The sequence below is a fragment of the Rhizobium sp. WSM409 genome (genome assembly GCF_057653825.1).
This window is the reverse complement of the sequence record NZ_CM172794.1, coordinates 375,810-401,646: the sequence shown is the minus strand read 5'-3', so window position 1 is coordinate 401,646 and position 25,837 is coordinate 375,810. Positions and strand designations below refer to the sequence as shown.

Sequence of the window (25,837 nt, the reverse complement as noted above, 5' to 3'; positions counted from 1 at the left end):
ATCATGCTCTAATCAAAACTGCGGCGGTGTCTGCCCTGCGGTGCGATGGGCGGCAATGACCGTATTGGCCATCAGCATGGCAATGGTCATCGGCCCGACGCCGCCGGGAACCGGGGTTATGGTGCTGGCGACCGCCGAAACCTCCTCGAAGGCGACGTCACCGACGAGCCGGGTCTTGCCCTCGCCTCTTTCGGGGGCTGCCACCCGATTGATGCCGACGTCGATGACCGTCGCACCGGGCTTGACCCAATCGGCCCTGACCATCTCCGGCCGGCCGACGGCGGCCACCAGGATATCGGCGTTGCGGCAGACCTCGGCGAGATTCTTGGTCCTGGAATGAGCGATCGTCACCGTCGCATTGGCGTTGAGCAGCAATTGCGCCATCGGCTTGCCGAACAGGTTGGAGCGACCGATGACGACGGCGTTGAGGCCGGAGAGATCCTCGCCATGGGTGCGACGGACGAAGACCATGGCGCCGGCCGGGGTGCAGGAGACCAGTCCGGTCTTCAGATCGCCGGTGGCGAGCTTGCCGGCATTGACGACACTCAGACCGTCGACATCCTTTTCCGGCAGGATCGACTGGATGATCGCCTCGCTGTCGAGCGGCTTCGGCAGGGGCAGCTGCACCAGAATGCCGTGGATCGACGGATCGGCGTTGAGGCTGGCGACGAGGGCTGCCAGATCCTCCTGCTTCGTCTCGGCCGGCAGCGTGTGCTGAACGGACTTGAAGCCGCACTCCTTGGCCATGCGGCCCTTGGAGCCGACATAGGCGTGGCTTGCCGGATCGTCGCCAACGATGACAACCGCAAGACCGGTGGTGACGCCGCTGCTCTTTTCCAGCGCCGCCGTCGCACTCTTGACCGTCTGAATGACCGATGCAGCTACGTTCTTTCCGTCGATTACTGTCGTCACGCGTCTCTCCGCCCTGTTTCGCGTCAATCTATGGATATTCGGCGAGCGTCAATTGCCCGCTAACGCCCTATCCTGTCCGAAAGCGGCAAGGCAATAGCAAGCTTGCAAGGAAATGTTTTCAGCGCAGCGGCTGCCGCGCTTCGAGCGCATGAACACGAAGCCGGTCGCGCAGGCCGGAGATCTCGGAGCGCAGCAGCTCCATCTCGTCGACCGGTGCGGGGGCCTGCGCGGGCATCGACGGCAGTGCGGCCTGCGGCCGAAGTACTGGCATTTTTTCCCTTGCGGGATCGGCGACGGGCCTCCGCAGCCGGAGCAGGAAAGCCGCGGCAAGGCCTATCGCAAGGCCCGCTGCGGCACCGGCCAGCGAGCGGCCGGTCAGGCCATCGCTTCCCGATACTGCGGTTGCCAATGCTGGCTTCAGGAGAACGATACGACCGTCGGCGGCCGTTTCCACCGCTGTGGACGTCGCCTCTTCGAGGCGCGAGCGGGCGGCATTCGCCTTTTCGCTGAGCTCGGTCAGACGTGACAAATCGACGCCGGTGTCCCGGCTCTGGGCGATCAGCGTGTTGCGGCGATCGTTCAGGCCCTTGCGCGCATCGACGGCGGCTTTGGCGGCGAGGTTGGCAGTCTGGGCAAGACGGGTCAGCTCCTTGCCCATATTCTCCTTCAGGCCGTCGGTTTCGGCCTGCTGCTGCAAGAGGCGCGGATGGCGCGGGCCGAGCTCGGCCGAAAGCTGCGCAAGCGTCGTTTTGGCGACGGCATATTTGTCACGCCAGTCCTGCAGCGCCGGCGAAAGCATATCGGAGGGGAGCGAACCGTCGAGCACTTCGGCAAGTTTTGCGGCCTTGAGCCGGTCGGTCTGCGCCTTGGCGGCAAGGATGTTCTGGTCGGCCGCTTTCAGATCGGCATCGAGCTGGTCGATCTGGCGGCGAAGATCGAACGCCACCTTGACGTTGCCCTCGCCGCTCTTCGCCGTGAAGGCGGCAAGCTCCGCCTTGATCTCGTCATAGGTTTTGCGCAAGGCGGTATCGGTCTCGACGTTGCCGCCGGGTCCGTCTGCTGCGGACACCGCTTCGGCAAGCTTTGCGGCGATGCGCATGGATTTGCCGCTATCACCGGTCGTCACCCTGACGAGGATGGTGCCGGCGGCGGCATCGGGCAGTATCTCGACCGCATGTTTCAGCGTCGCCTCGGCGCGCGAGGCCGGATCGGCAGCAGCGCCGGTCGCCGAGAGGAGATCGAGCGCGACGCCCAGCGCATTGGCACTGGCGCCAGCAAATTCGGGATCATGATCGAGTTTCAGGGCAGCCACCGTCGAAGCAACCATGCGCGCCGACAGCAACCCTTTCGCCGCGGCCTGGGTGAAGGCAGCGCGGCTTGCGGCATCGCTCTTCACCGCAAGCGTCGCTTCGGCGCGGTAGAGGGCCGGCGAAGCCGGCATCAGCGCCGGCAGGCCCGCGCCGACGATCGTCGCAGCCGCGACCATCATCGCAAGACCAATGCCGCCCACGCGGCGGCGCGGTGCGACCGGCCGGGGCTCGGCGGGTTCTTCACGGACCGCGGCCAGCGGTTCGGGTGAGATCATCGGCTCGTCGGCCGGAACGCTCAGCTCTTCGTCGCCCGCCGGCTCCTGAAGAAGCGGATGGCCGACGTCGTTGGCGGCCCGGAGGCGGTTGCCGAGGATGGTTTCGATGCGGTCGACCAGCGGTGCGGTGCGCGCCGCTCTGGCGCGCTGCTCCTCCAGCACCCGGCCGATGGCGCGCAGCAATTCGGCCTCGGGCGGCGCGATATCAGGCTGGCTCGACCGGGGTGCCCCGTAGGAATCGTCATCGTGGCGCGGCCCTGCGGCTACGCGATCCTGGAAGTTGTTTCTGGCCCTGATATCGTACATTTGCGCCACATCTCATGCACATGATGGCCGAGTTCGCTCATCCGCACGGATACAGATGATTAAGCCACTCTAAATATTCATGGCAAAGAAATGGTTAACCGCAGCGGGCAAGAATTGCTAAGCCGCGCGTCTTGTTAGACGCGCGGCGCTATAAGGTCAGCTCGCCTTCTTATGATCCGACCGCGGCTGCAGCGCGCTGCCGTGCTCTTCCGGATGGCTGAGGATCCTTTCGCGCCGGCGGAAGCGGTAGCGCAGGACATGGAAGAGAAACACCGGGATGCCGATGATGTAACGGCGCCAGAGGCGCGTCGGCTCCTGCAGCAGGCGATAGGCCCATTCCAGGCGCATCATCCGCACCGTCCTCGGCGCGCGTGGGACGGCGCCGGAGACAAAGTCGAAGAGAGCGCCCACCGTCAGCACCAGGCGTGCATGATCGGCGCGAATATGATCGTGAACCCATTTTTCCTGCAGCGGCGTCCCCATACCGACGATCAGGATATCGACCTTCTGGCGCTCGAGTTCCTCGATGACATCTGTGGGATCGACCTTGTCGAAGTAACCGTCGGAAACGACGACGAATTCGTGCCAGGGCGTGTGCCTGCGGAAATTTTCCGCCGCTGCCTCGACGACCGAACGCTCACCGCCGATGAGGCCGATGCGGCGCGGGGCCTCCATGAAGGTGAGGAAGGCCGGCACGAAATCGGTGCCGTTCAGATTGGCGGGAAACGGCGAACCATGCGCGATCTGCGATGCGATGTTGAGGCCGATACCATCAGGCAGCACCAGATTGTGCGACATGATCCGGTAATACTCGTCGTCGCGCAGCGCGGTCAGCATGTTGTGGGCGTTGACGAAGCAAACCACGGTCTGGCCGACGGGAATAGAGGCCAGCTCGTTGATGAAAACGAGGGCATCGTCCCAGCCGAGATCGCAGACCGGCAGATCGAAGATCGTCCGCCGCGATGCGAGCACCGCGAAGTTTGCAATCAGATTCATTCCTACCTCCTGCCGAGGGTGCTGCATGCGCCCGACATCCCGGAAAACAAGCCTATATTTCCGCACCGGAGGTCTCGAAAGGACCGGTCGCGTCCCGCCGGGACGGCGTCGCTCCGATCTCGGATAAGCGGCGCATGCCAAGCTGTGACACCTGATATAACAGGACGGTTTCAAACAACCCTTAGGAAAATTCCTTGAATTTCCATGCTCGCATAAGTGGATTATTAACCACGCGCGCCAACGACAAACGGCGCCCTCGGGCGCCGTTTGTCGTCGATGATCAGATGATGTTTAGTGGGCAGCTGGCGCCGGTGCTTCGGCGGCCGGTGCGGTCTCAACGATCTTGACGGGTTTGCCCACCTTCTTCGGCTGACCGGCGGAGCTTTCCTTGACCTCTTCCTTGGAGAGATAATCGAGCTGCTCCAGCATCACGTCGGCGACGTATTCGCCGCCGAGGCGCTCGTTCATGCCCTTCTTGATCTCCTCGCGGAAGGCCTTCGGATCGAAGGATTTGATGTGGGCGATATCGACCATCTTGTTGCCGACGAGCAAACTGAAAAGCTCGTCCGTCGTCATCTCGCTCAGCGGCAACGTTACGCCTTTCAACATGTCCTTGTTCATCATGAACGAAACGCGGCCGAGGAAGTAACCGGTGATCGCACCGTTGCCAATGATCGGCACCGTGATCGTTTCGCCCTTCACCAGTTCAAGAGCGCTCTGCTTGGAATCCGTTGCTGCGGGCGCCGGCGCGGTCGCCAGGTACACCGAGAAATAGACCGATGCCAAGGTGATGGCGCAAACCCAGACACCGGTGAGGACGAGCTTGATCATCAGTTTCCACGCGCGGCGAATTGTTCCTGGGAATAGGTGCCGTCGGCATCGGCGTCCTGAACCGCGTTCTTCAGGAGGTCGGCGACGGCGCGAACCGCTTCGAGATGCGCCTCGACGCGACGGGCATTGAGAACCAGTTTCTTCTTCAAGCCGTGCAACTGATCGAGATGGGCAGCGGCAAGCTCGGCCGGATCGGTGTCGCGGAAAAGCATCGACAGCTCGTAGAGGCAGCGGCTCTTATGCGCATTGGAGACCTTGAGATCGAACTGCGGATCGTTGCCGATCCGGGTGTTCTCATTATCGATGATCATTTCGAGGCGTCCGAGAACGGATTTGATCCTGTATTCGTTCGAAACTATTTCCATTGTACCCTCGGTTATGCGTCGCTTAGAGCATGATGCCGAAAAGTGTGCGCGGTTTTCGGACGGCATCACGCTCTAACTCTTTAATTGAGAACAGGATTCAGATTTCAGGCCAACGGGCCTAAAATCATCCTGTTCTATCGGTCTTGGCTTCGGCCGTCGGCGTGCCAAAGGTCTTGCGCTGGAAGTCGTCGATCATGCTGAGCGCGGTGTTGCGGTCATCGTCGTCGGTGGAGGCATTGACGATCTTACCTTCCTGCCGGCGCAGCTGCTCGCTGTACATCTGCTTGGCAATGCCGATGCCGTCTCCCTTGGCCATGACGTTGCCGAGCTGTTCGGCCATCATGCCTTTCCAGATATCGCCGGTCGCACCCTTGCCGTAGACGTCTTCGCTTTCGCTCGGCAGCATGGACTTGACGAAATTCTGCAGGACCATGGCCTCGAACTTCCGGTAGCTTTCCGGAGCTTCCTCGGCCTTGGTGCGGTTCTGAATGTTGTTGAGGCCACTCTTGTGGCCGACTTGATCGAGAACGTCGACCGTATTGGAGAAGCCCTTGCCATTCTCGGCGAGGCTCGTTGCGGCAAAGGCCGCACGATTTGCCTTCAACTTTTCCTGGGCTGCCTGAAGCTCCATGGGGTCGGCAGCTTTGACAACGTCCAGGACCAGATCACTGGGGGGCGAAATAGCCACGTTACAATCCTCTGAATTTAAGATCGTAACGACTATGGTTTTTGAAGCTTGCTGGAGGCTGGCGTTGCGAATTGCTGATCGATGACATCGTAGACGGCGTTGTCATCTGCCTCGCGGCGCTCGGCCTCGAGGGCTTCCTGCATGCCCTCTTCGAGGCGGTCGCCCTTGGCGCGCTCGCGCGTCAGCCGCATCTCGTGGATCTGCTGCATGCCGGTCAGCTGCTGGTCCTTGATGGTGAGCCTGCCGAATCGGTCGGCGTAATTCTGCGAGAAGGCGTGGTGGACGGGGTCCATCGAGCCGAGCGCGAGGATGACGTCGTCCATCGCCACATTGACCTCGACACGCTGGCGGCTGGTTTCGGCCAGGTCGTTCTCGGCCATTCTTTCGATATGCCGCTGCACCGAGAGCAGCCGCTTGAGCTTCTGGGAGCGCTTCTTTTCGATCATATCAGCCTCATCGCCCGATATAGATCGAGCCGAAGGACTGGCCGAACTGGCTGACCATCGCCGCAATCGAGAAATAGATCAGGAAGAGCCCGCCCATCAGCAGATAGGGCGTGGAGATGAAGTAGACCGGGATCTGCGGCGCCAGCTTGTTGATGAAACCGATCGAGACGTTGAAGATCAGGCCGTAGATCAAAAACGGGCTCGACAGCCGCAGCATGATGTAGGTGGTCTGCTCCAGCGTGTCGGTAAAGGAGATCAGCGTCGCGCGCATCTGCATCAAGCCGCCGAAGGGCATGGTCGTGTAGGAATCGATCAGCGCGCGGAAGACGATGTGATGGAAATCCATAATGAAGAGAATCATCATGCCGGCAAAGGTAATGAAGCCGGAAAGGCTGGTCTCCGGCGTGTCTTCGAGGATGTCGGCGGAACCCGGCTGGGTGTAGCCGACCATCATGGCGATGATCGTCGCGGCGAACTGCATGCCGAGCGTGTAGATCCTCGCCAGCATGCCATACATCACGCCGATCAGCGATTCGCTGAAGATCAGGCCGATATAGGTTCCGGCACCGGTGTGAACGGCCGGATAGACGGTATCCCAGAGCAACGGCATGACGGCGATCGACAGCGCCCCGGCAATGAAGACGCGCAGCTGTTCGGGCACGCGCGCCGAGGAAAAACCCGGAAGAGCCAGCACACAGCCACCGATCCGGCAGAAAACCAGAAACAGTGCGAGAACGGTCCCTTGCGGGTCTGTTATCATGAAATAGAGCCCAAAATCTTTATCTCGATGCCCTTGGCCAGTTCGACATGCGACAGGACCGGGAGCGTGGCGAACAGCCTCTCGATGATCATGCGCACATAGGAGCGTGTTTCCGGCGACGTGACAAGTGCGAATGGCAGGCCGCGATCCATGAACTCACGGATAACTTTGGTGGCCTGCTCGCTGAACTCCTCCAGGCTGCGCGGATCGATGTCGAATTCGATCACCTCGCCCTTGGCGTCGCGCTTCAGCGCCTGGTGGAAAGCGAGATCCCATTTGCTGCCCAGCCGCAGCACGCGCAGCACGCCGTTGTCGGCCAAGTCGCCGCAAAGCTGCTGGGCCATGCGGATGCGGACATGCTCGACGATCTGCTCGGTCTTCCTGACATGCGGGGCGAGCTCGGCCACCGCTTCGAGAATGAGATGCAGGTTGCGGATCGAGACACGTTCGGCAAGCAGCAGCTTGAGCACCGCCTGCAGGCCCGAATAGGACATGTGCGACGAGCAGATCTCGTCGGCGAGCTTCTTGTATTCGGGATCGAGCCGATCGATCAGCACCTTGACGTCCTTGTAGGACAGAAGCTGCGGCAGGTTGTTGCGGATGACCTCGCTCATATGGGTCAACACGACGGAGACGTTGTCGATCGGCTGGAAGCCCTCGCGTTTCAGATCGTCGGCGAAGTTTTCGAGGATCGAGACGGCAGGCATGCCGAAAGCGGGTTCGCGGATTTCGTCGCCGGGAATGCTCGGCCGGCGGCCGGCGCCGGTCACGACGAGGACTTCGCCGACGCGCAGTAGGTTGGAGGCGACCGTCGTGCCGTGGATGCGGATCTGGTAGGACTTCTCGGCGATGGCGATATCGTCGGTGACCTTGATCTCGGGCACGACGAAGCCGTATTGCGTGGCGAACTTCTTGCGCATCTTGCCGACGCGGAAGGCCAGTTCCTGGTGGGCGCCGAGCAGGCGCGTCGAGACCATCTTGCCGAGTGCGAGCTCGATTTCGGAGGTGCGCAGCACTGCCTTGACCGAATCCTTTTCCAGTTCCTTGCTCTGGACGACCTTTTTTTCTTCCTGCTCGCGGCGAAGCATGTTCTCTGCCTCGACCTGACGTGGGATGAACCAGGCACCGAAGGCCAGAAGACCGCCGAGGGATACGAAGGGGACGAACGGCAGGCCCGGCATCAGGGCCAGGATGAACATCAGCACCGCCGAGACGGAAAGCGCACGCGGATAACCGCTCAGCTGATTGACGACCGCCTGGTCGGTGGAGCCGGTGGTGCCGCCGCGCGAGACGAGAAGGCCGGCCGCGAGCGAGACGATGAGAGCCGGCATCTGTGCGACGAGGCCGTCGCCGACGGAGAGCTTGACGAAAACGTCGGCCGCTTCGCCGATCGGCATGCCGTGGCGGAAATAGCCGATGATGATGCCGCCGAAGATGTTGATGCAGGTGATGATCAGGCCGGCGACGGCATCGCCGCGCACGAATTTCGACGCACCGTCCATGGCACCGAAGAAGGAGCTTTCCTCTTCGAGCTCCTTGCGCCGGCGCTGGGCTTCCCTCTCGTCGATGATGCCGGCCGAGAGATCGGCGTCGATCGACATTTGCTTGCCGGGGATGGCATCCAGGGTGAAACGCGCGCCGACTTCGGCGATACGCGTGGCGCCCTTGGTGATGACGATGAAGTTGATGGTGATGAGGATCAGGAAGACGATCAGACCGATGACGAAGTCACCGGACATCACCAGGCTTGCGAAACCCGCGATGACACCGCCCGCTGCATCGTGGCCCTCATGACCATGCGAAAGAATGACGCGCGTCGTGGCGATGTTCAACGCCAGTCGCGTCATCGTCGCGATCAGCAGAATGGTCGGAAAAGACGAGAAATCGAGCGGTTTCTGGATCCACAACGCGACCATCAGGATCAGCACCGAGAGGGCGATCGAGAAGGCCAGTCCCATGTCGATCAGGAATGGCGGGATCGGCAGGAAGAGAATGCAGATGATAACGATGATGCCGAGGGCAAAACCGACATCGCGCAGGTTCGGGGCGACTTTCGGGAGGGGGAGTGCGGGTGGTTGCGCCATGACGATTCCGTCTCTTCATGAGAGGAGGCGGACATGCGGTCCGCCCAATTCGGATCGAGAGTTAAATGGCGAAGCTTGCGCGAAGGTGGCTCAGAAACCGGACTGGATGCGCGAGAAGACCAGATTGGTGAAAATCGAGATCTGCGAACCGACGAACGGCGCGGTGACACCGACCGTGATCAGCACCGCGACGATCTTCGGCACGAAGGTCAGTGTCGCTTCCTGCACCTGGGTCAGCGCCTGGATCAAGGCAATGACGAGACCTACCACCATCGCGGCGATGACGGCGGGACCGGCAGCAATCAACACGGTCCAGATCGCCGCCTGGAACAGATCCAATGCATCAGCTTCATTCATCCGAAGGCAACCTCATATCGCCTTGAAGCAGCCCCGCCGTGGCCGGACCGCCATTGATTGGTATCACCCGAGCTATGCGGCGCACCGGCGCCGTGGGTATCAGGTATCGGTCGACGTCGTCGGCGCCTTGTCGGCAACGGTGATTCCCGCCTGCACAAGTATATTACCGCCATCCGTGGTCGTCGCAATGATTCCGTCGGAATAAACCTTGACGGATTCGATGGTGCCTTTGACGGTGCCGTCGGCGCTTTCCATGTATTTGCCGACGTAGCTGCTGGCCTGGGTGAGGCTCGAACTGGCGAGCAGCGTGTCCAGCTTGGTGTTGGTCTGGATCGTCTGCTCGACCTGCGAGAAGCTCGCCAGCTGCGACATCTGTTCGCTGGCGTCGACCGGATCGGTCGGATCCTGGTTCTTCATCTGCGCGATGAGCAGTTGAAGGAAATTGTCGTAGTTCAGCGTCGCCTTCTGCTGGGCCGTGTTCGTCGTACTCGTCGAACTCGTGTTGGCCACGCTTGATGTTGCATCTACCGCCATGGTGCAATCTCCCTGCGAATCTGCTCGACCATCGTCGGCGGCATTTCGTGGTTGTTGAGGATATTGTCTTCGATCGCGTAGAGGCCGCGGATCGCCTTGAGTGCATCGAAGGCGCGACCAGTCGAGACGAGCGCATCGATGCGCTTCAGTTCGGCGAGGATCTCTTCGTTCTTGAAGCAGGTGAGCAGCATGGTGATCGACTTGCGGAACAACGCCGTCGAGTGGTCCTTGCCCTCTGGATTGATGAGGATCATCTGCGCGATGAAATAGAGCTGACGCAGCGGCGTCGTGGCGCCCTCCGGCTGGAGGACGTGGTTTTCGAGAAGGAACGTCACATCATTCAGGAATTCCAGCGCGACCTTGCGGTCGACGCGCAGGACGGCGCCGTTGATGAAGATTCTTTCTCCGGCTTTCAGAGAAATGCGAAGTGTACTTTTCATTTAAGTCCATCCCTGATGATGGTGGTAACGTCGATGATGCCCTGGTAGTTATTAGACTGACGTTTTCTGATCCTGTCGCATTCCTTCAATATCCAGATCGCGATCGAGATGAGGTTGGCCCTGAGCCCGATCTCCAGCTGGTTGTCGGGATGTTTGAGATCCTCGATGAAGCTGATCCAGACCCGGCGTGTATAAAACAGGGCTTCAATGGCTTCCCGGCCGTATTTTTCCTTTTCGCGCGCCGCCGCCAGCAAGTCTATGGACCGGTCAAGAACCTGCCATTCCCGCTCTTTCGCGTCGGCTACCGAGTCCTGCATGACTTCGGCATATGAGAACTGATACATTCATGCATCCTTCTTTATTGCGCGCCTTTGCTCATCAAAGGTAGTTTACAAGACTCAACTGCTGGATCTTCGAGACGATCGTGTAAGCGGTTTCAAGCTGCGTTTCCAAAGTCTTGACGAGGGTCGAGGCTTCATAGGGATCGACGCCCTGGAGGTCGACGAGCTTGTTCTTGATGATGTTGGACTGGGCGTCGAGGGCGTCGTTGGACTTCTTGACGCGCTCCTGGGAAAGGCCGAGCTGGCTTGCCTGGGTCACGAGGCCGCTGGTCGCCTTGGTCGTATAGCTGATCGCCTGTTTGGACACCGTGCTCATCGCATCGCTGCTGAGGCCCTGGCCCAACAGCGCCGAGGTCATCACCGAGGCGAGCGCGAAGTAACGCATGCCCTCGGAATTGGCATTGGTCGAGGATTCGATCACCTCGGAGTTGCTGATGCGGCTCGTCATGTTCTGGCTCGATGCCTGCGACCAGCCGGTCGTCGGGTCGGTCCAGGCGGCCTGGCTGAACATCGGCTCTACCTTCGTGGTGATGAAGGTGCTCATTTCGGCGCCGGTGAGAGCACTGACCGCCTTCGGCGGGACGAGAGCGGCGGCGTAAGTATTCAACTCCGTCACGATGGCGGCACTGGTCGCGGTCGTCTTGTCGGTCAGCGGCTGCACATCGGTGTTGATGCCCGAGAACAGATATTCGCCGTTTACCATGGTATTGGCCGTGTCCATCATTGTGGACAGGGCGCTGGTCGCCGACTGGATGGCGACGGTGATGCTACCGGGATCATGGCTGCCCTGGAGCGCCGTCAGCTTCGAAACGAGGCCGTCGCCGACATCCTTCATCTTGGAAAGGCCGAGCTGCGAGGATTCCATGCGCGCGGTGACAAGCGAATTGCTTGATTTGATCGAGTCTATCCTGTCGACCTCGCGGCTGAAGTCCACGCTCCTGGCGGCGTTGCCGCCGAGCGAGACACCGATATCCGCATAGACTCCGGTCGTCGCTTCCATCGTCGCCTTCGTCATCTGGTTCTGCGCCTGACGGATCGTCAACCGCATCGCATTCTGAATGGCCGAACTTGAAATAAATGAGCTCTTCATGGCTTAACTCGCAATATCCAGCAATGACTTCAACATTTCGTCAACGGCGTTCAAGATCTTGGTCGCCGCCTTGTAGGACTGCTCTATGTCGAGGAGCAGCGTCAGCTCCTCGTCGAGGTTGACGCCCGTCTCGTTGGAATAGGCTTCGTCAGAGCGTGACAGCGCCGCCGAGGTGTTTTCCGCTGCCGTCGTGGCATTGCTACGGTACTGTTCGAGCCAGCCGAGGGAATTTGTGGCGAATTCCATGATGCTGACGTTTGAATCGATGCCTGTCGTGGCGTCGAACCCGACAGGCGTCCCCGCCGCCGGATCGAAATCGATGTCGGAGCCCAATGCGGTATAGAGACGATCGAGTTCCGTCGTATAACCGCTGGCGCCTGACGTGTTCAGGACGAGGCCGGTGGCGTTGACGCCGCCATCGCGCAAGCGCATCGGATCGCCGCCTTGCGAGGTGATGACGCGGCTGCTGACTGTGATGGTCGCCGCCATGCCGGCAACCGCGGTGGCGCCGGTATCGACCGTGCCGCCGCTCCAGGTGAAGAGGCCGGGCACATAGGCCGGGCCGGCTGCCGTGTTCTGCTCCTTGAAGAGCGAGACCAGGCCGCGGGCGACTTCGTCGAGCTGCTTCTGGAAATTCGGGGCGATCTCGTCGCGGACCTGGAGGAGAGACTGAAGGCTTCCCTGCCCCGTCGTCGTCGATCCGCTGCCGCGTGGAAGTGCCACACCGTCAACATAGACCGAATTGCCGGTGATGGTCGCGGTATAGACATCCTGAGACTTGAACGTCACCTTGCGCGGGATCGTCTCGAAGAGGATCGTCCCGTCAGAGGTGCTCAGCACCATGTCGTTATTGTCGCGCGTCGTCGTGTTGACGCCGACGATCTGCGAAATCTGCTTGAGAGCCTTCTCACGCTCGTCGAGCGCGCCGGATGCATCCGCACCCGAGGCCGTGGCGGTCTTCACCGCGTTGTTGGCCTTCTCGAAGTCGTTGAGAAGCGTATTCAGTTTATCGACGTCGGTGGCGATCTGCTTGTCGGCGGTGGCGCGGACGTTCTGAACGGATTGCGAGGCATTGTTCAGCGAGTTGGCGACGTCCTGCGCGGCGGTGATGGCGCCCTGAGCAGCGACGGTGCTGCCCGGCGTCGTGCGGAAGGCCTGAAGCTTCTGCTGGAAAACACCGAGATAGGTGGATGGCGACGTTTCGTAGTCGTTGCCACCCACGATCGACTTGAGGTCCTCGAGACCGCCGAGCAATGCCTGCTGGGCACTGTCCTGAGAGGATGTCTTCAGGTATTGGCGCAGCAGCGCCTCTTCCTGCGCCCGATCGATCTTGACGACCTGTGCGCCATTCAAGGACGTGGTGAGCATCGCCTGCCGGCGCACGTAATCTTTGTTGCCCGCATTCGAGATATTGTTCGATACGACACTGCTCTGAGTACCCGTATTGTTGAATATGTTCTGCGCGGTATTAAGTGCGGATGTGAGCGACATGGCTTACCCGGTACCTTGCTTATCTCTTGAGGTTGACGAGAACGTCCATAATGTCGGATCCCGTCTGGAACACCTTGGAATTGGCGGTATAGCTGCGCTGCGATTCGATCATCTCGGTCAGCTCGCCGGCGAGGTCGACGTTCGAACCTTCGAGAGCGCCTGATTTGATCGTGCCGAGACCGTTGGTCTGCGGGAAGCCGGTGACGGTGACGCCCGACTGGCCGTTGGCGCTGTAGACGTTGCCGCTCATCAGCGTCAGCTTGTCCGGGCTAGCGACATTGGCCAGCGGAATACGATAGAGCGGCTTGGTGCTGCCGTCTTCGTATTTCGCGTAGACGATGCCGTCGCCATCAACCGTGACGTCCTTGACCGGGGTCGCTGCCTGACCGTTCGGCGTGCCGGTGCCGGAGAAGTCGGCACCGAGCTGTGTGAAGGCGGAGAAGTCCATGGCAATCGTCTGACCAGTCACTGGGTCGACGATGTTAACGGCGCCGCCCGCGGTCAACTTGCCGTTGGCGTCGAAGCTGAGCGTTCCGGTGCCGACAGAGGCGGTGCTGTAGGGGAAGGAGGTCGTGCCGCCCACCGCAGCATCGGCGTTGCGGAACATCGACACTTCCCAGGTGGCAGCCGTAGCGGGCGTTGCCGGCGGCGGCGTAACAACTGTTTTTTTCGTGAAGTAGAAGTCGTACATCACCTTGTTGCCGAGACGGTCATAGGCGACCATCGAGACCTTCTTGGTGTCGGTCGTCGTCGTGGCGAGGTTGGCGCTCGGCAGCGTCGCAGGAGCGACCGGAGCGATCTTGGCATTGGAGTCGAGGTTGCCCTTGAAGATACCTGAGGTCGAGGCGATGGCGGTCAACCCATCCTGGTTGACGTTGACGGGAACGAGGCCATCGAAGCCGTTGACGACGACAGCAGGAGAGCCGGAGTCGTAGGAATAACCCATCAGCATGAAGCCGGCGGCGTTGACGAGATTGCCTTCGTCGTCCTTGGTGAAGTCGCCGGCGCGGGTCAGAACCGGGGTGCCGTCAGGACCCTGGACGATGAAGAAGCCGTCGCCTGAGATTGCAAGGTCGGTGCTCGACGTGGTGTAGGAAATATCGCCCTGGTCGGAGACGGCTTGGCGGACGGAGGTCTGAACGCCGCCGGAATTGTAGTTGCCGCCCGAGGAGGGCAGAACCAGCGACGAGAAGCTCGTCGACACGGCCTTGTAACCGGTCGTGTTAACGTTGGCGATGTTGTCGGCGACGGTGCTGAGGCGGTTGGCCTGCGCGTTCATCCCCGATACTGCCGTCTTCATGCTGCCGAAAATGCTCATCTGAAAACCTCGCTTTACCTGTTATGCACGAGAGTATTTGTCGGGCCTTGCGTGAAGCTGTCTGTCATGCGAGCTGCGAGGCCGGATAATGCGGTTCAGCCAGGCGCCGCCCGGCCGAGAAAATCAGGCCCAATCGATGCAGTAACCAAGGAAGCGCTTGGAATCGACCGGATCGACGCCGAGCTTTTTGCGCAGCTTCTTGCGCAGCTTCGAGATGTGGCTTTCGACGACGTTCTCCTCGACCTCTTCATCGAAGATGCCGTAGATGGCGTTGAAGATCTGGGTCTTGGTGACGCGGCGACCGCGATTGGCGATCAAATATTCGAGGATGCGGCGCTCGCGCCGGGGAAGTGCGAAGACTTCGCCGTTGATCTCGGGGTCACGGCCATCCGAGAAGACGCGAATCCCGCCGATCTCGGTATAGTTGGTGATCGCCTTCAGCCGGCGCCGGATCGCAGCCGCCCTTGCGAGGATTTCGCGGGGATGCACCGGTTTGCGCACCACGTCGTCGACGCCGCAATCGAACAGCGCAAGGGTGTTTTCGAGCGAGTGCTGATCGCTGACCGCAATCACCGGCGCCATCGACCGATCCCGGATCGCCCGGGGCAGTTCGAAGTTGCGCTGGCCTTGACCGATCAAGAAGGCCTCGACTGCAGCTATATCGGAATCGGCGGCGGTTTGTACCCACTCGCCGAATTCCGCTGGATCAAAGCCGGTGGAGGGAATGCCCTCACGACCGAACAGAGATGTGTATCCATCTTTCACGAGCTCACGCTCATCAACCACTACGATCATTCGTCCGCCTCCGAATCAGTGTGGCACTTCGATGATCTATGGGTACGAATCGCACGAATCGGCGACAACTCGTTAAAGTTAATGGCAGAAACTAATAATTGATTAAGATCTGGGTAGCGATTTGATCTATATCTAGTGGGTAGCCCTAAATATGCCCACCAAAATTTCGTGGAAAAGTTAACAGTCGGTTAAATATGACTTGCGCGGGGGATTCACGCCGGATTCCTGCCACATTGTGACACAGTTTCGTCACAATACGCCTATTCTATCTTTGGTTGAATCAATTTCGGCAAAAGTTACTCGCATTGAGAGTCCATTTGCCGTAACCCGTGGCGACGAGATTGGAGATGACGCGGCAGACATATTGCTTCTGTGCCGGATTATTGTTCGGTCCGGCATGGTATCTGGCTACCGCCATCGTCCATGTCTCGTGGCGGTCATGCAGATTGCGGAGGAATTTTGCCGCATACTCGACGTTGCGATGCGGGTCGAACATCTCCTCGGCGGACCGGAAATTCTCGCCGTGAAAGTAATGGTTGATCTGCATGCAGCCGATGTCGATGAGCTTGGCGCCGCTGTTGCGGGCGACATCGAACTGTCGCATCGCGTCCTGCTCCGAGGGCGGAAAGATCGCCTTGCCTTCGACGTTCATGGCATAGGGATAGAGCGAGCCCTTGCGGCCGGTTTCCGTCAGACCGACCGAATAGAGGATCCCTTCCGGGATGCCGTATTTGGCCGCTGCCGACTGGATCTCGCGTTCGCAGGCGCCGGTGGAGGCGGTCGCCTCAGAGGTAAACGCCGCCAGTACCGCTGCTGCCGCCAGCACGAGCGTCTTCAATACCAGTCTCGCCTGCGCCATTGAAGCCTCCGTCCGTCCGCTGTGCCGTCTGATTGTGGCGCTCGCGCGCCTCGCCGCCCTGCCCCTGCTGGGGAGGCGACTGCTGCTGGGAGGCCTGGCCCTGGTTGCCGGCGTCGGAACGCTCGACCGGCGCCATGCTGATGGTGACGTTTTCGACCGCGTAACCCTGGCTGCGCAGAGCTTCGAGAATCTTGCCGTGATCTTCCTTCATCTGACGATAGGCCGCCCCGGTTTCGACCTTGAGGTCGACGTTCAGGGCGTCGCCGGACAGGCGCATGGTCGCCGTCACCAGACCGAGATCGAGCGGGTTCATCTGGATCTTCAACGTATTGACCACCCTGCCGGTGCTCGTCCATTCCGCCGCGTTGGAGAGCGCCGAGCTCGGCTCCATGGCGCGCGCCCATTCGGAATCGCCGGAGAGAGCGGCGGTAACGGCAGCGGAATTCGAATTCTGCATCAGGCCGATATAGCGGCGCGATTCGAGCACCGAAACGTTTTCGACATCGGCCTTCTTCGAGCCATCTTTCGGACCGACCTGATCGGTGCCGATGTGGACATCCATCGAGACGCCGCGGCCATCGGCGCGGCTGATCCTGAATGTCTTTCCATCGGCGGCTTCGGCAGCCTCCGATCCGGGAACCTTGATATTATCCGCCTTGCCGCTCTCGACGTTGCCGCTGACGGCGGCAAGAGCGTCGGACGCATGGCCGCCCGCCTTGGCTTCGATACCATCGATTTTTTTGTCGGCAGCTCCAGCCTCGTCGACGTTTGCAGAGACGTGATGCGCGGTGGCCGCCGGCAAAGTCACGGTCCCGTCGGCAGGCTCCTGCTTCAGCAGACCCAGAACATCGGAAATGCCGCCGTCATCATCGTCGCTGGCCTTATCCGTATCGGTTTCCAGCGCGTCGGCCTTGGTGTGTTTGCCGCCCTTGGCTGCCGGAGCGACCCCGTTTGCGGAACTGTCCTTCGGATCGAGCTTGCCGAGGCCGAGATCGGTCGGCATTTTGATCTCGGCCTTTACCGGCTTTGCCGCGGCCTTGTCAGCACTGACGATCGTTTCCGGCTGCGCCTCCGCCTGTGCCTTCAGCGCGGCGTCGCTAAGATCGATCAACGGCTTTGCGCCGTTGCGGCCGCGGATCGACTGCGCCGCTTTCTCGGCGCTGCCATCGGCTGCCACGCCCTGATTCGGCTGCGCATCGTCGGCATCGTCATTGGCAGCACTGCCGCTTGCCTTGGCCAGCGCGTCGGAGAAGCCGTTCTTTTGGCCGGCGGCATCGTCTTTTCCGGCCGGTCGCGCAGATTTCGCAGTCGCGGCGGACTCCGCACCGGGGGCTCCGCCCGAGACGCTCATATCCATCATTGTTCGTTGCCTTCCTGCGCCAGAAGACCGTCGATCTCGTCGAGCTTGGATCGATTGGTCGTCACAAATGCGTTGAATGAGGGGTCGGTATCCTGGCTTTGGCCAGTCGATGCCACACCTCCCGGAACAGGCTCGGGAAGCGCGCCTGGCGCTCCCGGTTGCGTGGCTATAGCCGCAGCCTTTTCAGAAGTGATTTCTTGATGGTCAGTGTTAGGATCCGAGGCTTGCGTCAGGCTTGCCGGGTCGGGAGCGCGCAGGATCTGGTCGGCGATGGACCGCGCGGCCTCCTGCAGCGCCTGATCCCGCGGCGAAAGCGCGTTGCCGTCGATGCCGCTGACATTCTTCGCCGCCTGATCGATATCCTCTGTGGGAAGGCCGGCCATGCCGCCATAGAAATCTGCAAGCGAACCGAAGGGATTGTCGGTGCCGGCGCCAAGCGACTGCACGCGACCGACCGCCATGCGCGCCAGCTCCGGCTTGCCTGATATCGCGGCAGCGCGGGCGATGCGCAGATAGACCTCGCGTTGGCGCGGGGCGTCCATGAAGGACAGGATGTCGATGACATCCTGCGGTTTCACGTCGTGATCGTGGCCGACGACGAGCGTGACGAAAAGATCGGCGAACTGGCTGGCATAGGGCGAATGCAGGAAGCGTCTGACATAGCGCTGCGAATAGGCCATTCCCCTGTCGAGCATTCCCTTGTCGACGCAGATGGCGACGGAGCGGCGCAACGCCGCCTCCTCGACGATCGTACCCGGAGCGGCAAGACGCGCCTGGTCGTAGAGATCCAGCGCGTCTGTCGGTTTCGTCGCGATCAATACGTTGCCGCCGATCAGGGCAAGGTAGGGGCCGATCTTCTTGTCGCGATATTCTCTGGCCGTCTCCTCCAGTGTCTTGGCGACGAGCAGCCCCTTGCCGCTCAGATATTTGCGCAGCACATCGGTGACGCGGTTGTCGAAATAGCCGTTGACGTCATGGGCGATCAGATATTCGAGTGTCTGGGGATTGCCGCCGCTCATCGCGTAGATCAGCGCTGCGTCGACGTTGCGGTCGTCGTCGAATGTCGAAGGATCGACAGTGCGCAGCCGCTCGTCGATCGTGCCCAGCATGAAGCGTTGCATCTCGCCGGCCGAATGATCGCCGCTGACGACGGAATCCTGCACGAATTGCAACGATCGCAGCATCTTGTACGGCGCGAGATCGTCCGGATCCTGCGCGTTGCCTCCGGCCGGCGAAAGCATCGCCAGGCCGAGGGCCACAAATCCGACGTAACGGTGCTGCCGACGCGCCATTCGACTATCCTTGATCCGCCTGCACCAGGATCTCGATCCGGCGATTGGTCGCGTTGAACGGGTCAGACGGCAGCTTCAGCCGACGATCGGCAAAGCCGGAGACCTGGGAGATGCGTTTCTCGTCGAGCCCGCCGCGTACGAGCATGTAGTAGGCGCTTTGGGCGCGATCCATCGAAAGCCGCCAGTTCTCATTCTGCGTGCCCTTATACTGGCGACCATCCGTGTGGCCGCGGACGGCAACCGCACCACCCCTCTCCTTCAGGATCGCGCCGATCTTTTCCATGGCCAGCACCATCTCCTGGCGCGGAACCGCAGAACCGATATTGAACATCGAATCGTCGGTCTGATCGGAGATGCTGACCAGCAAACCGCCTTCGGACGCCGTCACGGTCAGACCTTCAGCGAGCTTGCCGGCAACGCCGCCGATCTGCTGGGCGATCTGCGCCTGCAGCTGCTCTGCTTCCTTCTGCTGTTGCTGTTCGGTTTCGGCCGCGATCTTGTCTGCGTCTTTCTGATGATCGGCTGCCTTCTGAGCTTCGGCCTTCTTGTCCTCGGGCGACTTGCCAGCCGGCGCTTTGCCGTCTTTGGCTTCGACCGCGCCCTTGGTTTCCTTAGTTTCTTTGGTTTCCTTGGCGGCCTTCTGATCGGTGGTCAGCGGTATAGGCTTCATATCCTCGACCTTGGCGATCTGGGTTGTCTCGCTCTCGACCGCCTGCTGGTCGCTTTTGCCGGGCGGCAACGTCTTGCCGGCGGTGGTGACTTCGACCTGCTTCGTCCAGAAATCCGGATCGAAGGGATCACGATAGGCCTCGCCGCCATCGGCGCCGGTGGCCGGGCCGGAATCGGCGGCACCGCCGTCGCCCTTGGCGCTGACATTGGCCTGCTGGCCGACTTCCTGGGCGATCTCGGCCAGAACCGAATAAGGATTTTCGAAGAAATCGGCCTCGGAATAATTGGTTTGGTCGCCTGAGGTCGATGTCTGGTCGTCACCATCCGCCGCGGCCTTGCCGTCGTTCGGATCTTCTTCCTTCTGTTTCGACTTCTCCTGCTTCTCTTCGCCCTCGGCGTTGTCGACGGGCTTCTTCAGGCCCTTCTCGGTCGGCTTTTCGTCGGAGAGTTTGATCGGATTGAAATAGGTCGCGACCGAGGCCTTGGTCTCCTCGTTGGCGGCATTGACCAGCCACATGACCAGGAAGAACGCCATCATCGCCGTCATGAAGTCGGCATAGGCAATTTTCCACGCACCGCCATGGGCGCCATCGTGATCACCGCCGCCATGTCTCTTGACGATGATGATCTCGTTCTTGCCGTGGTGGTGGTTTTCGCCTTCGCTCATTCGAGAACTTTCTTCAAGCTTGCCGCCCAGGCGGACATACGGGTGACGATGACGGCATCACCGATTTCGACGGCAAGATCGATATCGTCGGTCTCAATGTGGCGAACCGCCTCGGCATGTTCGCCGAGCTCGGCCTTCAATATGTCGAAAAGCCGGGTCGGCCCCCTGACGACGACCGCTCCGGCCGCGCCCTCGAGGATCGCGTCACGCAGCAGAGAGGCGAGGCTTTCGGCAGCCTTGGCGGCAAGCGCTTCGGTCATCACAGGCGCGATGGCAACGGCGGCGCCGGCGCTGACCAGTTGAGCGATCTCTTCGGCGATATCGCGGATGCGGGATGCAATGACCGCCGCCGCCTCGACTTCGTAACGCAGCTTCAGCTCTTCGAGTTCACGCGCATGGACCTCCGCCAGCATCCGCACCTCGCGTTCGTATTTCTCAGTCAATTCCACGGTCGCTGCGGCATGACCTTCCGCATAGGCTTCGCGGCGCTCCGCCTCGACGTCGATCGCCGGTTCGCTCGCCATTTCGGGGAAAGCGTCGCTGCCGAAATCGTCCATGTCGAGGATCGGCGCTGACGATTCCGGTTCACCGAAATCCTTCAAATACCGGGAAAGCGCAATGCTCATAAAAAACCATCCAGCATTCGGGAGGCATGCAACATGCCCGCCCCCGCTCAAAGTGACGTTGTGCGTCGGCATCCCCTTCGAAACGGGCAAGAGCCTGACCTTGCGCCGGCACGGATTCGGACGATGCCCTCATGCCGGAAACTAGGCAGTCAAACTTGCGCGAGGATGAATGGCGCCGCCGCCACCCGTGATCGCGCCCGCCCCTATTCCAGCAGGATCAGGATCTTGCTTGCGGCCGTGTTGAGGATCGAGATCGCTTCGACGGCCATCTGCTTCTGGGTTTCGATCGCCTTCTGCCGGATCGAAGCCTCGTCCATGTCGGTATCGACGAGCGCACCGACGCTTTTGTCGATCGAATCGGACAGATTGGCGGTATAGTCGATCTGATCGTCGATGCGCGTCTTCATCACGCCGATGGACGCGGCCGTGGTCGTCAGCGAGGAGAGCAGCGAGTCGGTCACGTCAAGCATGTCGGTGAGTTGTGCATCGGTCGTGTTCTTGCCAATCGCAATTTCCGTACCTGTCGCCGGCGTGGTGGAGTTGGCGTTCAGCAGATAATAGTTCCGCGACGTCGCGCCGCTGTTGTTGATCGCGTTGGCATCGACCGACTTGGTCAGCAGGCCGCCGCTCGCATTGTTCTTGTCGATGAGGATGGTCTGCGAGGATGGGAAATCGATGGTCTGAGCCTGATATTCGCCGGTTGGAGCGCGCACGAAACCAGAGATCACCTGCCATGTCGGCGGCGCGGCGGCATCGCCGTTCAACAGCCAGTTTTCACCCGCAAACGACGTCGATTCGACGACCGTCTGCAACTGCTCCTTGTATTCACTGATCTCGGCGTTGATCTTGTCCTTGTCGGCGCCTGGTTCTCTTGCCGAAACCAGCTTGGCGCGAATCTCACCGATGAGATCGATCGCGGAGTCCATCGCCGTGTAGGTCGCATCCACCTTGGCAGCGCCGAGGCCGAGCGCATCTCCGATCGTTCCGAGATTGGTGCTGTCCGAACGCATGACGGTCGCGACCGACCAGTAGGACGCATCGTCGGCGGCCGTCTCGATACGATATCCCGAGGATACTTGCTGTTGGGTCTGGCTGGCTTCTTTGTTTATGCTGCGCAGCACCGCAAGCGCATTCACCGCGGCCGCGCTGGTAATCTTAACGGTCATCGACAGGTCTCGGAATCGGGGTGAAAGGGCAGGCCGGATTGCCGGCGGCGACTGGGGTGGCGTCATGCCTCCGGCAGAGTTTCCACCGGTGTGTCGCAAAGCAAATCAACTCAAAGCGAAGTTAACTCGATATCAACCGGTTGGGCAAGAGCGCGACGCCGAGCCCGGCGCGTCGCCAGAAATTTCGATCAAGCCGTTGATATAAAAGGAAGAACCGCGCCGTTTTGGGGCGCGGTCCGGGAGGCTTCTCGTTTGCGGCCAGACGACGGCGCAAGATTCGGTCCAGCTTCAGCGCCTGACTTAGCTACGGAACAGCGTGAGGATGTTCTGAGCGCTGGAGTTGGCGATCGACAGCGACTGGATGGCCAGCTGTTGCTGGGTCTGCAGAGCGCTGAGCTTGGAGGATTCTTCTTCCATATTGGCGTCGACGAGGCGGCCGACACCGGAGTCAATCGAATCGCTGAGCGCGCTGACGAAGCCTTCTTGCAGCTCAATGCGAGTGGAAATAGAGCCGAGCTGCGATGCAGCCTTGGTCATCGCCTCAAGGCCTGCCTCGATTGACGTCAGGGCCATGGAGATCTCAGGCGAATCGAAGTTGGTGATGTCCATCGAGTAGATCGAGCCGATCGTACCGGATGATGTGCCGATAAGGCCGGAGCTGGTCTCGATCGCGCCGGTCGAGTCCATGCCGAAGAGAACGTTGCCCGTGGAGCTCGTGTCCAGAATGTAGTCCGTCGTCTTGACCGAGACATTGCCGTTGCCATCGCGGACGAACGAGGAAACGACGCTCTTGGTGCCGTCAGCGCCCGCGACCCAGTTTTCACCGGAGAAGGAAGCCGATTGCGCGATGCTCAGGAGCTGCTGCTGCAGCTGGCCGATTTCTTCCTGCACTTTAGCCTTGTCGACACCCTTTTCGGTTGCAGCGACGATCTTCGCCTTGATCTCGCTGATGACATCGATGGCACTGTCCATGGCGGAGTAAGCGGTGTCGACCTTGGCAGCGCCGAGGCCGAGAGCGTCGGAGACAGCCGAGAGAGCCTTGTTGTCGGAACGCATGGTCGTTGCGATCGACCAGTAGGCGGCGTTGTCGGCCGCCTTCTCGACGCGGTAACCCGATGATACGCGGTTCTGCGTATCCTCGAGGCTGTCGTTGATTCCGCGAAGTGTTTGAAGAGCGGCCATTGCCGCAACGTTCGTCAAAATGCTGGTCATGAAATGATTGCCCCTTGTTGGCAGATGGAAAAAAGGGACATTCCGGAAAGCTACCGGGAACGGGGACCAGCCTCATGCCTGTTAACCGGTTCTTAAATTTGGTTAACCCACCGTCTCGTTGACCGCAGAAGACAGCATTATGGTTAATCGATCGTTAACGGACATTAAAAAAGCCGCGCTCCATTGAAGCGCGGCTCGATTCCGAGATGCCCGCCGGAGACCGGCGGGCTGATGTTTCGGCGGGTTGTTAGCCGCGGAACAGCGTGAGGATGGTCTGCGAAGAGGAGTTCGCGATCGACAGCGACTGGACGGCCAGCTGCTGCTGGGTCTGCAGGGCGCTGAGCTTGGAGGACTCTTCTTCCATGTTGGCGTCGACGAGACGGCCGACACCGGAGTCGATCGAGTCGCTGAGAGCGGACACGAAGTTTTCCTGCAGTTCGATGCGCTTGGAGATCGAGCCGAGCTGAGCGCCGGCGCTGGTCATCGCCTTCAGAGCCGATTCAACGTTAGTCAGAGCCGACTGGATTTCGCCGAGGGTGAAGTTGGTGATATCCATTGCGTAGACAGAACCGGTCGCACCATTCGAAGTACCGAGGATACCCGTGGAGGTTTCGACCGAGCCGACGCTCATGCCAAACAGAACGTTGCCCATGGAGGAGCTGTCGAGAACATAGTCGGTCATCACGACCGAAACGGCGTTGGAGCCGTCACGGACGAAGGAGGCAACGACGTTCTTGGTGCCGTCAGCGCCAGCAACCCAGTTTTCACCGGAGAAGGAAGCCGACTGAGCGACGCTCAGGAGCTGCTGCTGCAGCTGGCTGATTTCTTCCTGGACCTTGGCCTTGTCGACGCCGCTTTCAGTGGCGGCAACCAGCTTGGCCTTGATGTCGCCGACGACGTCGATGGCGCTGTCCATAGCAGAGTACGCGGTGTCGACCTTTGCAGCGCCGAGGCCGAGAGCGTCGGAGACAGCCGAGAGAGCCTTGTTATCAGAACGCATGGTCGTTGCGATCGACCAGTAAGCAGCGTTGTCCGAAGCCTTGCCGACGCGATAGCCGGACGAAACGTGGGCCTGGGTTTCCTGGAGACCCTGGTTGATGCCACGGAGAGTCTGGAGGGCTGCCATTGCAGCGTTATTGGTGTTGATGCTCGTCATAGTTTGCTTGCCCCTTGTTGGCAGATTTTAAACAGGGACATTCCGGATTTTCGGCCGGCCCACAGCGATCAGCATCATGCCTGTTAACCATTTCTGTTAAGGTTAACTCGCCGTTTCGATGGGCCTAGAAAACACCAAGATGGTTAAGGAAAGCTGAATTCGAATTGGAAATTACTTAAAAATATCTGAGGCTTAGAAGGATTTTCATTAACCTTATGTTAAAATATTTCGCGGCCGGGGATGACCCGGCCGCGAAACTTGGAAACCTTGTGCCGACCGGTCTTAGCGGAAGAGCGACAGGATGTTCTGCGAAGAGGAGTTCGCGATCGACAGCGACTGGATCGCCAGCTGCTGCTGGGTCTGCAGGGCGCTGAGCTTGGAGGACTCTTCTTCCATGTTGGCATCGACGAGACGGCCGACACCGGAGTCGATCGAGTCGCTGAGAGCCGAGACGAAGTCGTCCTGGGCGTCGATGCGGCTGGAGAGCGAGCCGAGAGCAGCGCCTGCGCTGGTCATGGACTTCAGAGCTGCTTCAACGTTGGTCAGAGCCGACTGGATCTGGCCGGCGGTGAAGCTGGTGATGTCCATCGCGTAGATCGAACCGGTCGCACCGCTCGAAGTACCGAGGATACCCGTGGAGGTTTCGACCGAGCCGCCGCTCATGCCGAACAGAACGTTGCCTGCAGAGCCGCTGTCGAGAACATAGTCGGTCGTGGTGATCGAAACGGCGTTGGAGCCGTCACGGACGAACGAGGAGACGACGCTCTTGGTGCCGTCAGCGCCGGCAACCCAGTTTTCCCCATTGAAGGAAGCCGACTGAGCGATGCTCAGGAGCTGCTGCTGCAGCTGACCGATTTCTTCCTGGACCTTGGCCTTGTCGACGCCGTTTTCAGTGGCGGCAACGAGCTTCGCCTTGATGTCGCCGACGACGTCGATGGCGCTGTCCATGGCGGTGTAAGCAGTGTCGACCTTGGCGGCGCCTACGCCGAGAGCGTCGGAGACGGCCGAGAGAGCCTTGTTATCAGAACGCATGGTCGTTGCGATCGACCAGTAAGCAGCGTTGTCCGAAGCCTTTTCAACACGGTAACCAGAAGAAACGTGGTTCTGCGTGTTGTTCAGGTTCTGGTTGACGCTGCGCAGCGTCTGGAGAGCGGCCTGTGCGGAAGAATTCGTGTTAATGCTTGTCATAAGTCTGTCCCCTGGAAACTAGATACAAAAAGGAGGACATACCGGACTATAGTACCGGCGATGACGGACCAGCTTCATGCTACTCGGCGCCTGTTTTGTTTGGCCCAAACCCGTCATGTCCAGGGCAATCTCGCAGCCAATGCTTGCCAACTCCTTAAAAATACGGACCCTCGGCCGGCTCCTCGCAGGGCATAGTTAATGCCTTCTCACAAGGCTTAGTTAATGCCTGCTGAAGATAATTTTCGGCATCCGAATTCGAGCGGCAAAAGAAAACTTTACCGGCGGAAGGGGCGTTTTCCTGGG

The 25,837-nt window shown here is 60.3% G+C and carries 26 protein-coding genes; all 26 read right to left on the bottom strand.

Annotation, left to right across the window (positions count from 1 at the left end):
- Nucleotides 1-12 precede the first annotated feature (12 nt).
- Nucleotides 13-912, bottom strand: a complete 900-nt coding sequence (gene folD / locus AC25BC_RS02000) for a bifunctional methylenetetrahydrofolate dehydrogenase/methenyltetrahydrofolate cyclohydrolase FolD (protein WP_012756088.1) — start codon at nucleotides 910-912, stop codon at nucleotides 13-15.
- A gap of 118 nt (nucleotides 913-1,030) precedes the next feature.
- The gene (locus tag AC25BC_RS01995) at nucleotides 1,031-2,803 is read right to left on the bottom strand and encodes a GumC domain-containing protein (protein WP_128439582.1); all 1,773 of its coding nucleotides are present in this window, start codon (nucleotides 2,801-2,803) and stop codon (nucleotides 1,031-1,033) included.
- Between the two features lie 156 nt (nucleotides 2,804-2,959).
- Nucleotides 2,960-3,799, bottom strand: a complete 840-nt coding sequence (locus AC25BC_RS01990; RefSeq protein WP_012756086.1) for a WecB/TagA/CpsF family glycosyltransferase — start codon at nucleotides 3,797-3,799, stop codon at nucleotides 2,960-2,962.
- Nucleotides 3,800-4,090: 291 nt separating this feature from the next.
- Nucleotides 4,091-4,630, bottom strand: a complete 540-nt coding sequence (locus tag AC25BC_RS01985; RefSeq protein ID WP_012756085.1) for a hypothetical protein — start codon at nucleotides 4,628-4,630, stop codon at nucleotides 4,091-4,093.
- Entirely contained in the window at nucleotides 4,630-4,995 is a 366-nt protein-coding gene (locus tag AC25BC_RS01980) for a hypothetical protein (RefSeq protein ID WP_003556590.1), read from the bottom strand. Before AC25BC_RS01980 ends, AC25BC_RS01985 begins: the two co-directional genes overlap by 1 nt.
- A gap of 124 nt (nucleotides 4,996-5,119) precedes the next feature.
- Nucleotides 5,120-5,683 (bottom strand): rod-binding protein, encoded by a 564-nt coding sequence (locus AC25BC_RS01975; protein ID WP_012756083.1) that lies wholly within the window; start codon nucleotides 5,681-5,683, stop codon nucleotides 5,120-5,122.
- 32 nt (nucleotides 5,684-5,715) lie between these two features.
- Nucleotides 5,716-6,129, bottom strand: coding sequence for a hypothetical protein (locus AC25BC_RS01970; RefSeq protein ID WP_017992949.1), 414 nt, complete (start codon nucleotides 6,127-6,129; stop codon nucleotides 5,716-5,718).
- A gap of 7 nt (nucleotides 6,130-6,136) precedes the next feature.
- A complete protein-coding gene (gene fliR / locus AC25BC_RS01965) occupies nucleotides 6,137-6,889 on the bottom strand; it encodes a flagellar biosynthetic protein FliR (RefSeq protein ID WP_017992948.1) in 753 nt (250 codons plus the stop codon).
- Nucleotides 6,886-8,973: a flagellar biosynthesis protein FlhA gene (gene flhA / locus AC25BC_RS01960; RefSeq protein WP_012756080.1), complete on the bottom strand. Its 2,088-nt coding sequence runs from the start codon at nucleotides 8,971-8,973 to the stop codon at nucleotides 6,886-6,888. Before flhA ends, fliR begins: the two co-directional genes overlap by 4 nt.
- Before the next feature lie 90 nt (nucleotides 8,974-9,063).
- The gene (gene fliQ / locus AC25BC_RS01955; RefSeq protein ID WP_009992823.1) at nucleotides 9,064-9,330 is read right to left on the bottom strand and encodes a flagellar biosynthesis protein FliQ; all 267 of its coding nucleotides are present in this window, start codon (nucleotides 9,328-9,330) and stop codon (nucleotides 9,064-9,066) included.
- 99 nt (nucleotides 9,331-9,429) lie between these two features.
- Nucleotides 9,430-9,864: a flagellar hook assembly protein FlgD gene (gene flgD, locus AC25BC_RS01950; RefSeq protein WP_012756079.1), complete on the bottom strand. Its 435-nt coding sequence runs from the start codon at nucleotides 9,862-9,864 to the stop codon at nucleotides 9,430-9,432.
- Nucleotides 9,855-10,304: a flagellar biosynthesis repressor FlbT gene (gene flbT / locus AC25BC_RS01945; protein WP_012756078.1), complete on the bottom strand. Its 450-nt coding sequence runs from the start codon at nucleotides 10,302-10,304 to the stop codon at nucleotides 9,855-9,857. The genes flgD and flbT overlap by 10 nt, the downstream gene beginning before the upstream one ends.
- The gene (flaF, locus tag AC25BC_RS01940) at nucleotides 10,301-10,648 is read right to left on the bottom strand and encodes a flagellar biosynthesis regulator FlaF (RefSeq protein ID WP_003556569.1); all 348 of its coding nucleotides are present in this window, start codon (nucleotides 10,646-10,648) and stop codon (nucleotides 10,301-10,303) included. Before flaF ends, flbT begins: the two co-directional genes overlap by 4 nt.
- 34 nt (nucleotides 10,649-10,682) lie before the next feature.
- Nucleotides 10,683-11,735: a flagellar hook-associated family protein gene (locus AC25BC_RS01935; protein ID WP_012756077.1), complete on the bottom strand. Its 1,053-nt coding sequence runs from the start codon at nucleotides 11,733-11,735 to the stop codon at nucleotides 10,683-10,685.
- Between the two features lie 3 nt (nucleotides 11,736-11,738).
- On the bottom strand, nucleotides 11,739-13,226 hold the full coding sequence (flgK, locus tag AC25BC_RS01930; protein WP_012756076.1) for a flagellar hook-associated protein FlgK: 1,488 nt from the start codon (nucleotides 13,224-13,226) through the stop codon (nucleotides 11,739-11,741).
- A gap of 19 nt (nucleotides 13,227-13,245) precedes the next feature.
- Nucleotides 13,246-14,544 (bottom strand): flagellar hook protein FlgE, encoded by a 1,299-nt coding sequence (locus AC25BC_RS01925; RefSeq protein WP_012756075.1) that lies wholly within the window; start codon nucleotides 14,542-14,544, stop codon nucleotides 13,246-13,248.
- A 123-nt stretch (nucleotides 14,545-14,667) separates the two neighbouring features.
- On the bottom strand, nucleotides 14,668-15,339 hold the full coding sequence (gene rem, locus AC25BC_RS01920; protein WP_003545558.1) for a transcriptional activator Rem: 672 nt from the start codon (nucleotides 15,337-15,339) through the stop codon (nucleotides 14,668-14,670).
- Between the two features lie 280 nt (nucleotides 15,340-15,619).
- Nucleotides 15,620-16,177: a transglycosylase SLT domain-containing protein gene (locus AC25BC_RS01915; RefSeq protein ID WP_012756074.1), complete on the bottom strand. Its 558-nt coding sequence runs from the start codon at nucleotides 16,175-16,177 to the stop codon at nucleotides 15,620-15,622.
- Nucleotides 16,125-17,558: a flagellar hook-length control protein FliK gene (fliK, locus tag AC25BC_RS01910; RefSeq protein ID WP_017992945.1), complete on the bottom strand. Its 1,434-nt coding sequence runs from the start codon at nucleotides 17,556-17,558 to the stop codon at nucleotides 16,125-16,127. Before fliK ends, AC25BC_RS01915 begins: the two co-directional genes overlap by 53 nt.
- Entirely contained in the window at nucleotides 17,555-18,850 is a 1,296-nt protein-coding gene (gene motC / locus AC25BC_RS01905) for a chemotaxis protein MotC (protein ID WP_128439583.1), read from the bottom strand. The genes fliK and motC overlap by 4 nt, the downstream gene beginning before the upstream one ends.
- 4 nt (nucleotides 18,851-18,854) lie before the next feature.
- A complete protein-coding gene (locus tag AC25BC_RS01900) occupies nucleotides 18,855-20,186 on the bottom strand; it encodes a MotB family protein (protein ID WP_017992944.1) in 1,332 nt (443 codons plus the stop codon).
- Entirely contained in the window at nucleotides 20,183-20,812 is a 630-nt protein-coding gene (locus AC25BC_RS01895) for a FliH/SctL family protein (RefSeq protein ID WP_012756070.1), read from the bottom strand. Before AC25BC_RS01895 ends, AC25BC_RS01900 begins: the two co-directional genes overlap by 4 nt.
- Nucleotides 20,813-21,015: 203 nt before the next feature.
- Nucleotides 21,016-21,978, bottom strand: coding sequence for a flagellin N-terminal helical domain-containing protein (locus tag AC25BC_RS01890; protein WP_012756069.1), 963 nt, complete (start codon nucleotides 21,976-21,978; stop codon nucleotides 21,016-21,018).
- A 300-nt stretch (nucleotides 21,979-22,278) separates the two neighbouring features.
- A complete protein-coding gene (locus AC25BC_RS01885; protein ID WP_012756068.1) occupies nucleotides 22,279-23,190 on the bottom strand; it encodes a flagellin N-terminal helical domain-containing protein in 912 nt (303 codons plus the stop codon).
- 247 nt (nucleotides 23,191-23,437) lie between these two features.
- Complete coding sequence (locus AC25BC_RS01880; RefSeq protein WP_011650481.1) at nucleotides 23,438-24,346, bottom strand: flagellin N-terminal helical domain-containing protein; 909 nt, start codon at nucleotides 24,344-24,346, stop codon at nucleotides 23,438-23,440.
- Between the two features lie 282 nt (nucleotides 24,347-24,628).
- Nucleotides 24,629-25,534 (bottom strand): flagellin N-terminal helical domain-containing protein, encoded by a 906-nt coding sequence (locus AC25BC_RS01875; RefSeq protein WP_012756067.1) that lies wholly within the window; start codon nucleotides 25,532-25,534, stop codon nucleotides 24,629-24,631.
- Between the last annotated feature and the right edge of the window lie 303 nt (nucleotides 25,535-25,837).

What these genes read in the sequence shown, in the direction of transcription:
- AC25BC_RS01900 (WP_017992944.1), bottom strand. Translation starts at nt 20,186, where the DNA reads ATGAGCGAAGGCGAAAACCACCACCACGGCAAGAACGAGATCATCATC.
- AC25BC_RS01925 (WP_012756075.1), bottom strand. Translation starts at nt 14,544, where the DNA reads ATGAGCATTTTCGGCAGCATGAAGACGGCAGTATCGGGGATGAACGCG.
- AC25BC_RS01990 (WP_012756086.1), bottom strand. Translation starts at nt 3,799, where the DNA reads ATGAATCTGATTGCAAACTTCGCGGTGCTCGCATCGCGGCGGACGATC.
- AC25BC_RS01875 (WP_012756067.1), bottom strand. Translation starts at nt 25,534, where the DNA reads ATGACAAGCATTAACACGAATTCTTCCGCACAGGCCGCTCTCCAGACG.
- AC25BC_RS01995 (WP_128439582.1), bottom strand. Translation starts at nt 2,803, where the DNA reads ATGTACGATATCAGGGCCAGAAACAACTTCCAGGATCGCGTAGCCGCA.
- rem (WP_003545558.1), bottom strand. Translation starts at nt 15,339, where the DNA reads ATGATCGTAGTGGTTGATGAGCGTGAGCTCGTGAAAGATGGATACACA.
- AC25BC_RS01895 (WP_012756070.1), bottom strand. Translation starts at nt 20,812, where the DNA reads ATGAGCATTGCGCTTTCCCGGTATTTGAAGGATTTCGGTGAACCGGAA.
- fliR (WP_017992948.1), bottom strand. Translation starts at nt 6,889, where the DNA reads ATGATAACAGACCCGCAAGGGACCGTTCTCGCACTGTTTCTGGTTTTC.
- AC25BC_RS01880 (WP_011650481.1), bottom strand. Translation starts at nt 24,346, where the DNA reads ATGACGAGCATCAACACCAATAACGCTGCAATGGCAGCCCTCCAGACT.
- motC (WP_128439583.1), bottom strand. Translation starts at nt 18,850, where the DNA reads ATGGCGCGTCGGCAGCACCGTTACGTCGGATTTGTGGCCCTCGGCCTG.
- AC25BC_RS01935 (WP_012756077.1), bottom strand. Translation starts at nt 11,735, where the DNA reads ATGAAGAGCTCATTTATTTCAAGTTCGGCCATTCAGAATGCGATGCGG.
- fliQ (WP_009992823.1), bottom strand. Translation starts at nt 9,330, where the DNA reads ATGAATGAAGCTGATGCATTGGATCTGTTCCAGGCGGCGATCTGGACC.
- AC25BC_RS01885 (WP_012756068.1), bottom strand. Translation starts at nt 23,190, where the DNA reads ATGACCAGCATTTTGACGAACGTTGCGGCAATGGCCGCTCTTCAAACA.
- flhA (WP_012756080.1), bottom strand. Translation starts at nt 8,973, where the DNA reads ATGGCGCAACCACCCGCACTCCCCCTCCCGAAAGTCGCCCCGAACCTG.
- AC25BC_RS01890 (WP_012756069.1), bottom strand. Translation starts at nt 21,978, where the DNA reads ATGACCGTTAAGATTACCAGCGCGGCCGCGGTGAATGCGCTTGCGGTG.
- fliK (WP_017992945.1), bottom strand. Translation starts at nt 17,558, where the DNA reads ATGATGGATATGAGCGTCTCGGGCGGAGCCCCCGGTGCGGAGTCCGCC.
- AC25BC_RS01985 (WP_012756085.1), bottom strand. Translation starts at nt 4,630, where the DNA reads ATGATCAAGCTCGTCCTCACCGGTGTCTGGGTTTGCGCCATCACCTTG.
- flbT (WP_012756078.1), bottom strand. Translation starts at nt 10,304, where the DNA reads ATGAAAAGTACACTTCGCATTTCTCTGAAAGCCGGAGAAAGAATCTTC.
- AC25BC_RS01970 (WP_017992949.1), bottom strand. Translation starts at nt 6,129, where the DNA reads ATGATCGAAAAGAAGCGCTCCCAGAAGCTCAAGCGGCTGCTCTCGGTG.
- AC25BC_RS01980 (WP_003556590.1), bottom strand. Translation starts at nt 4,995, where the DNA reads ATGGAAATAGTTTCGAACGAATACAGGATCAAATCCGTTCTCGGACGC.
- flgK (WP_012756076.1), bottom strand. Translation starts at nt 13,226, where the DNA reads ATGTCGCTCACATCCGCACTTAATACCGCGCAGAACATATTCAACAAT.
- flaF (WP_003556569.1), bottom strand. Translation starts at nt 10,648, where the DNA reads ATGTATCAGTTCTCATATGCCGAAGTCATGCAGGACTCGGTAGCCGAC.
- flgD (WP_012756079.1), bottom strand. Translation starts at nt 9,864, where the DNA reads ATGGCGGTAGATGCAACATCAAGCGTGGCCAACACGAGTTCGACGAGT.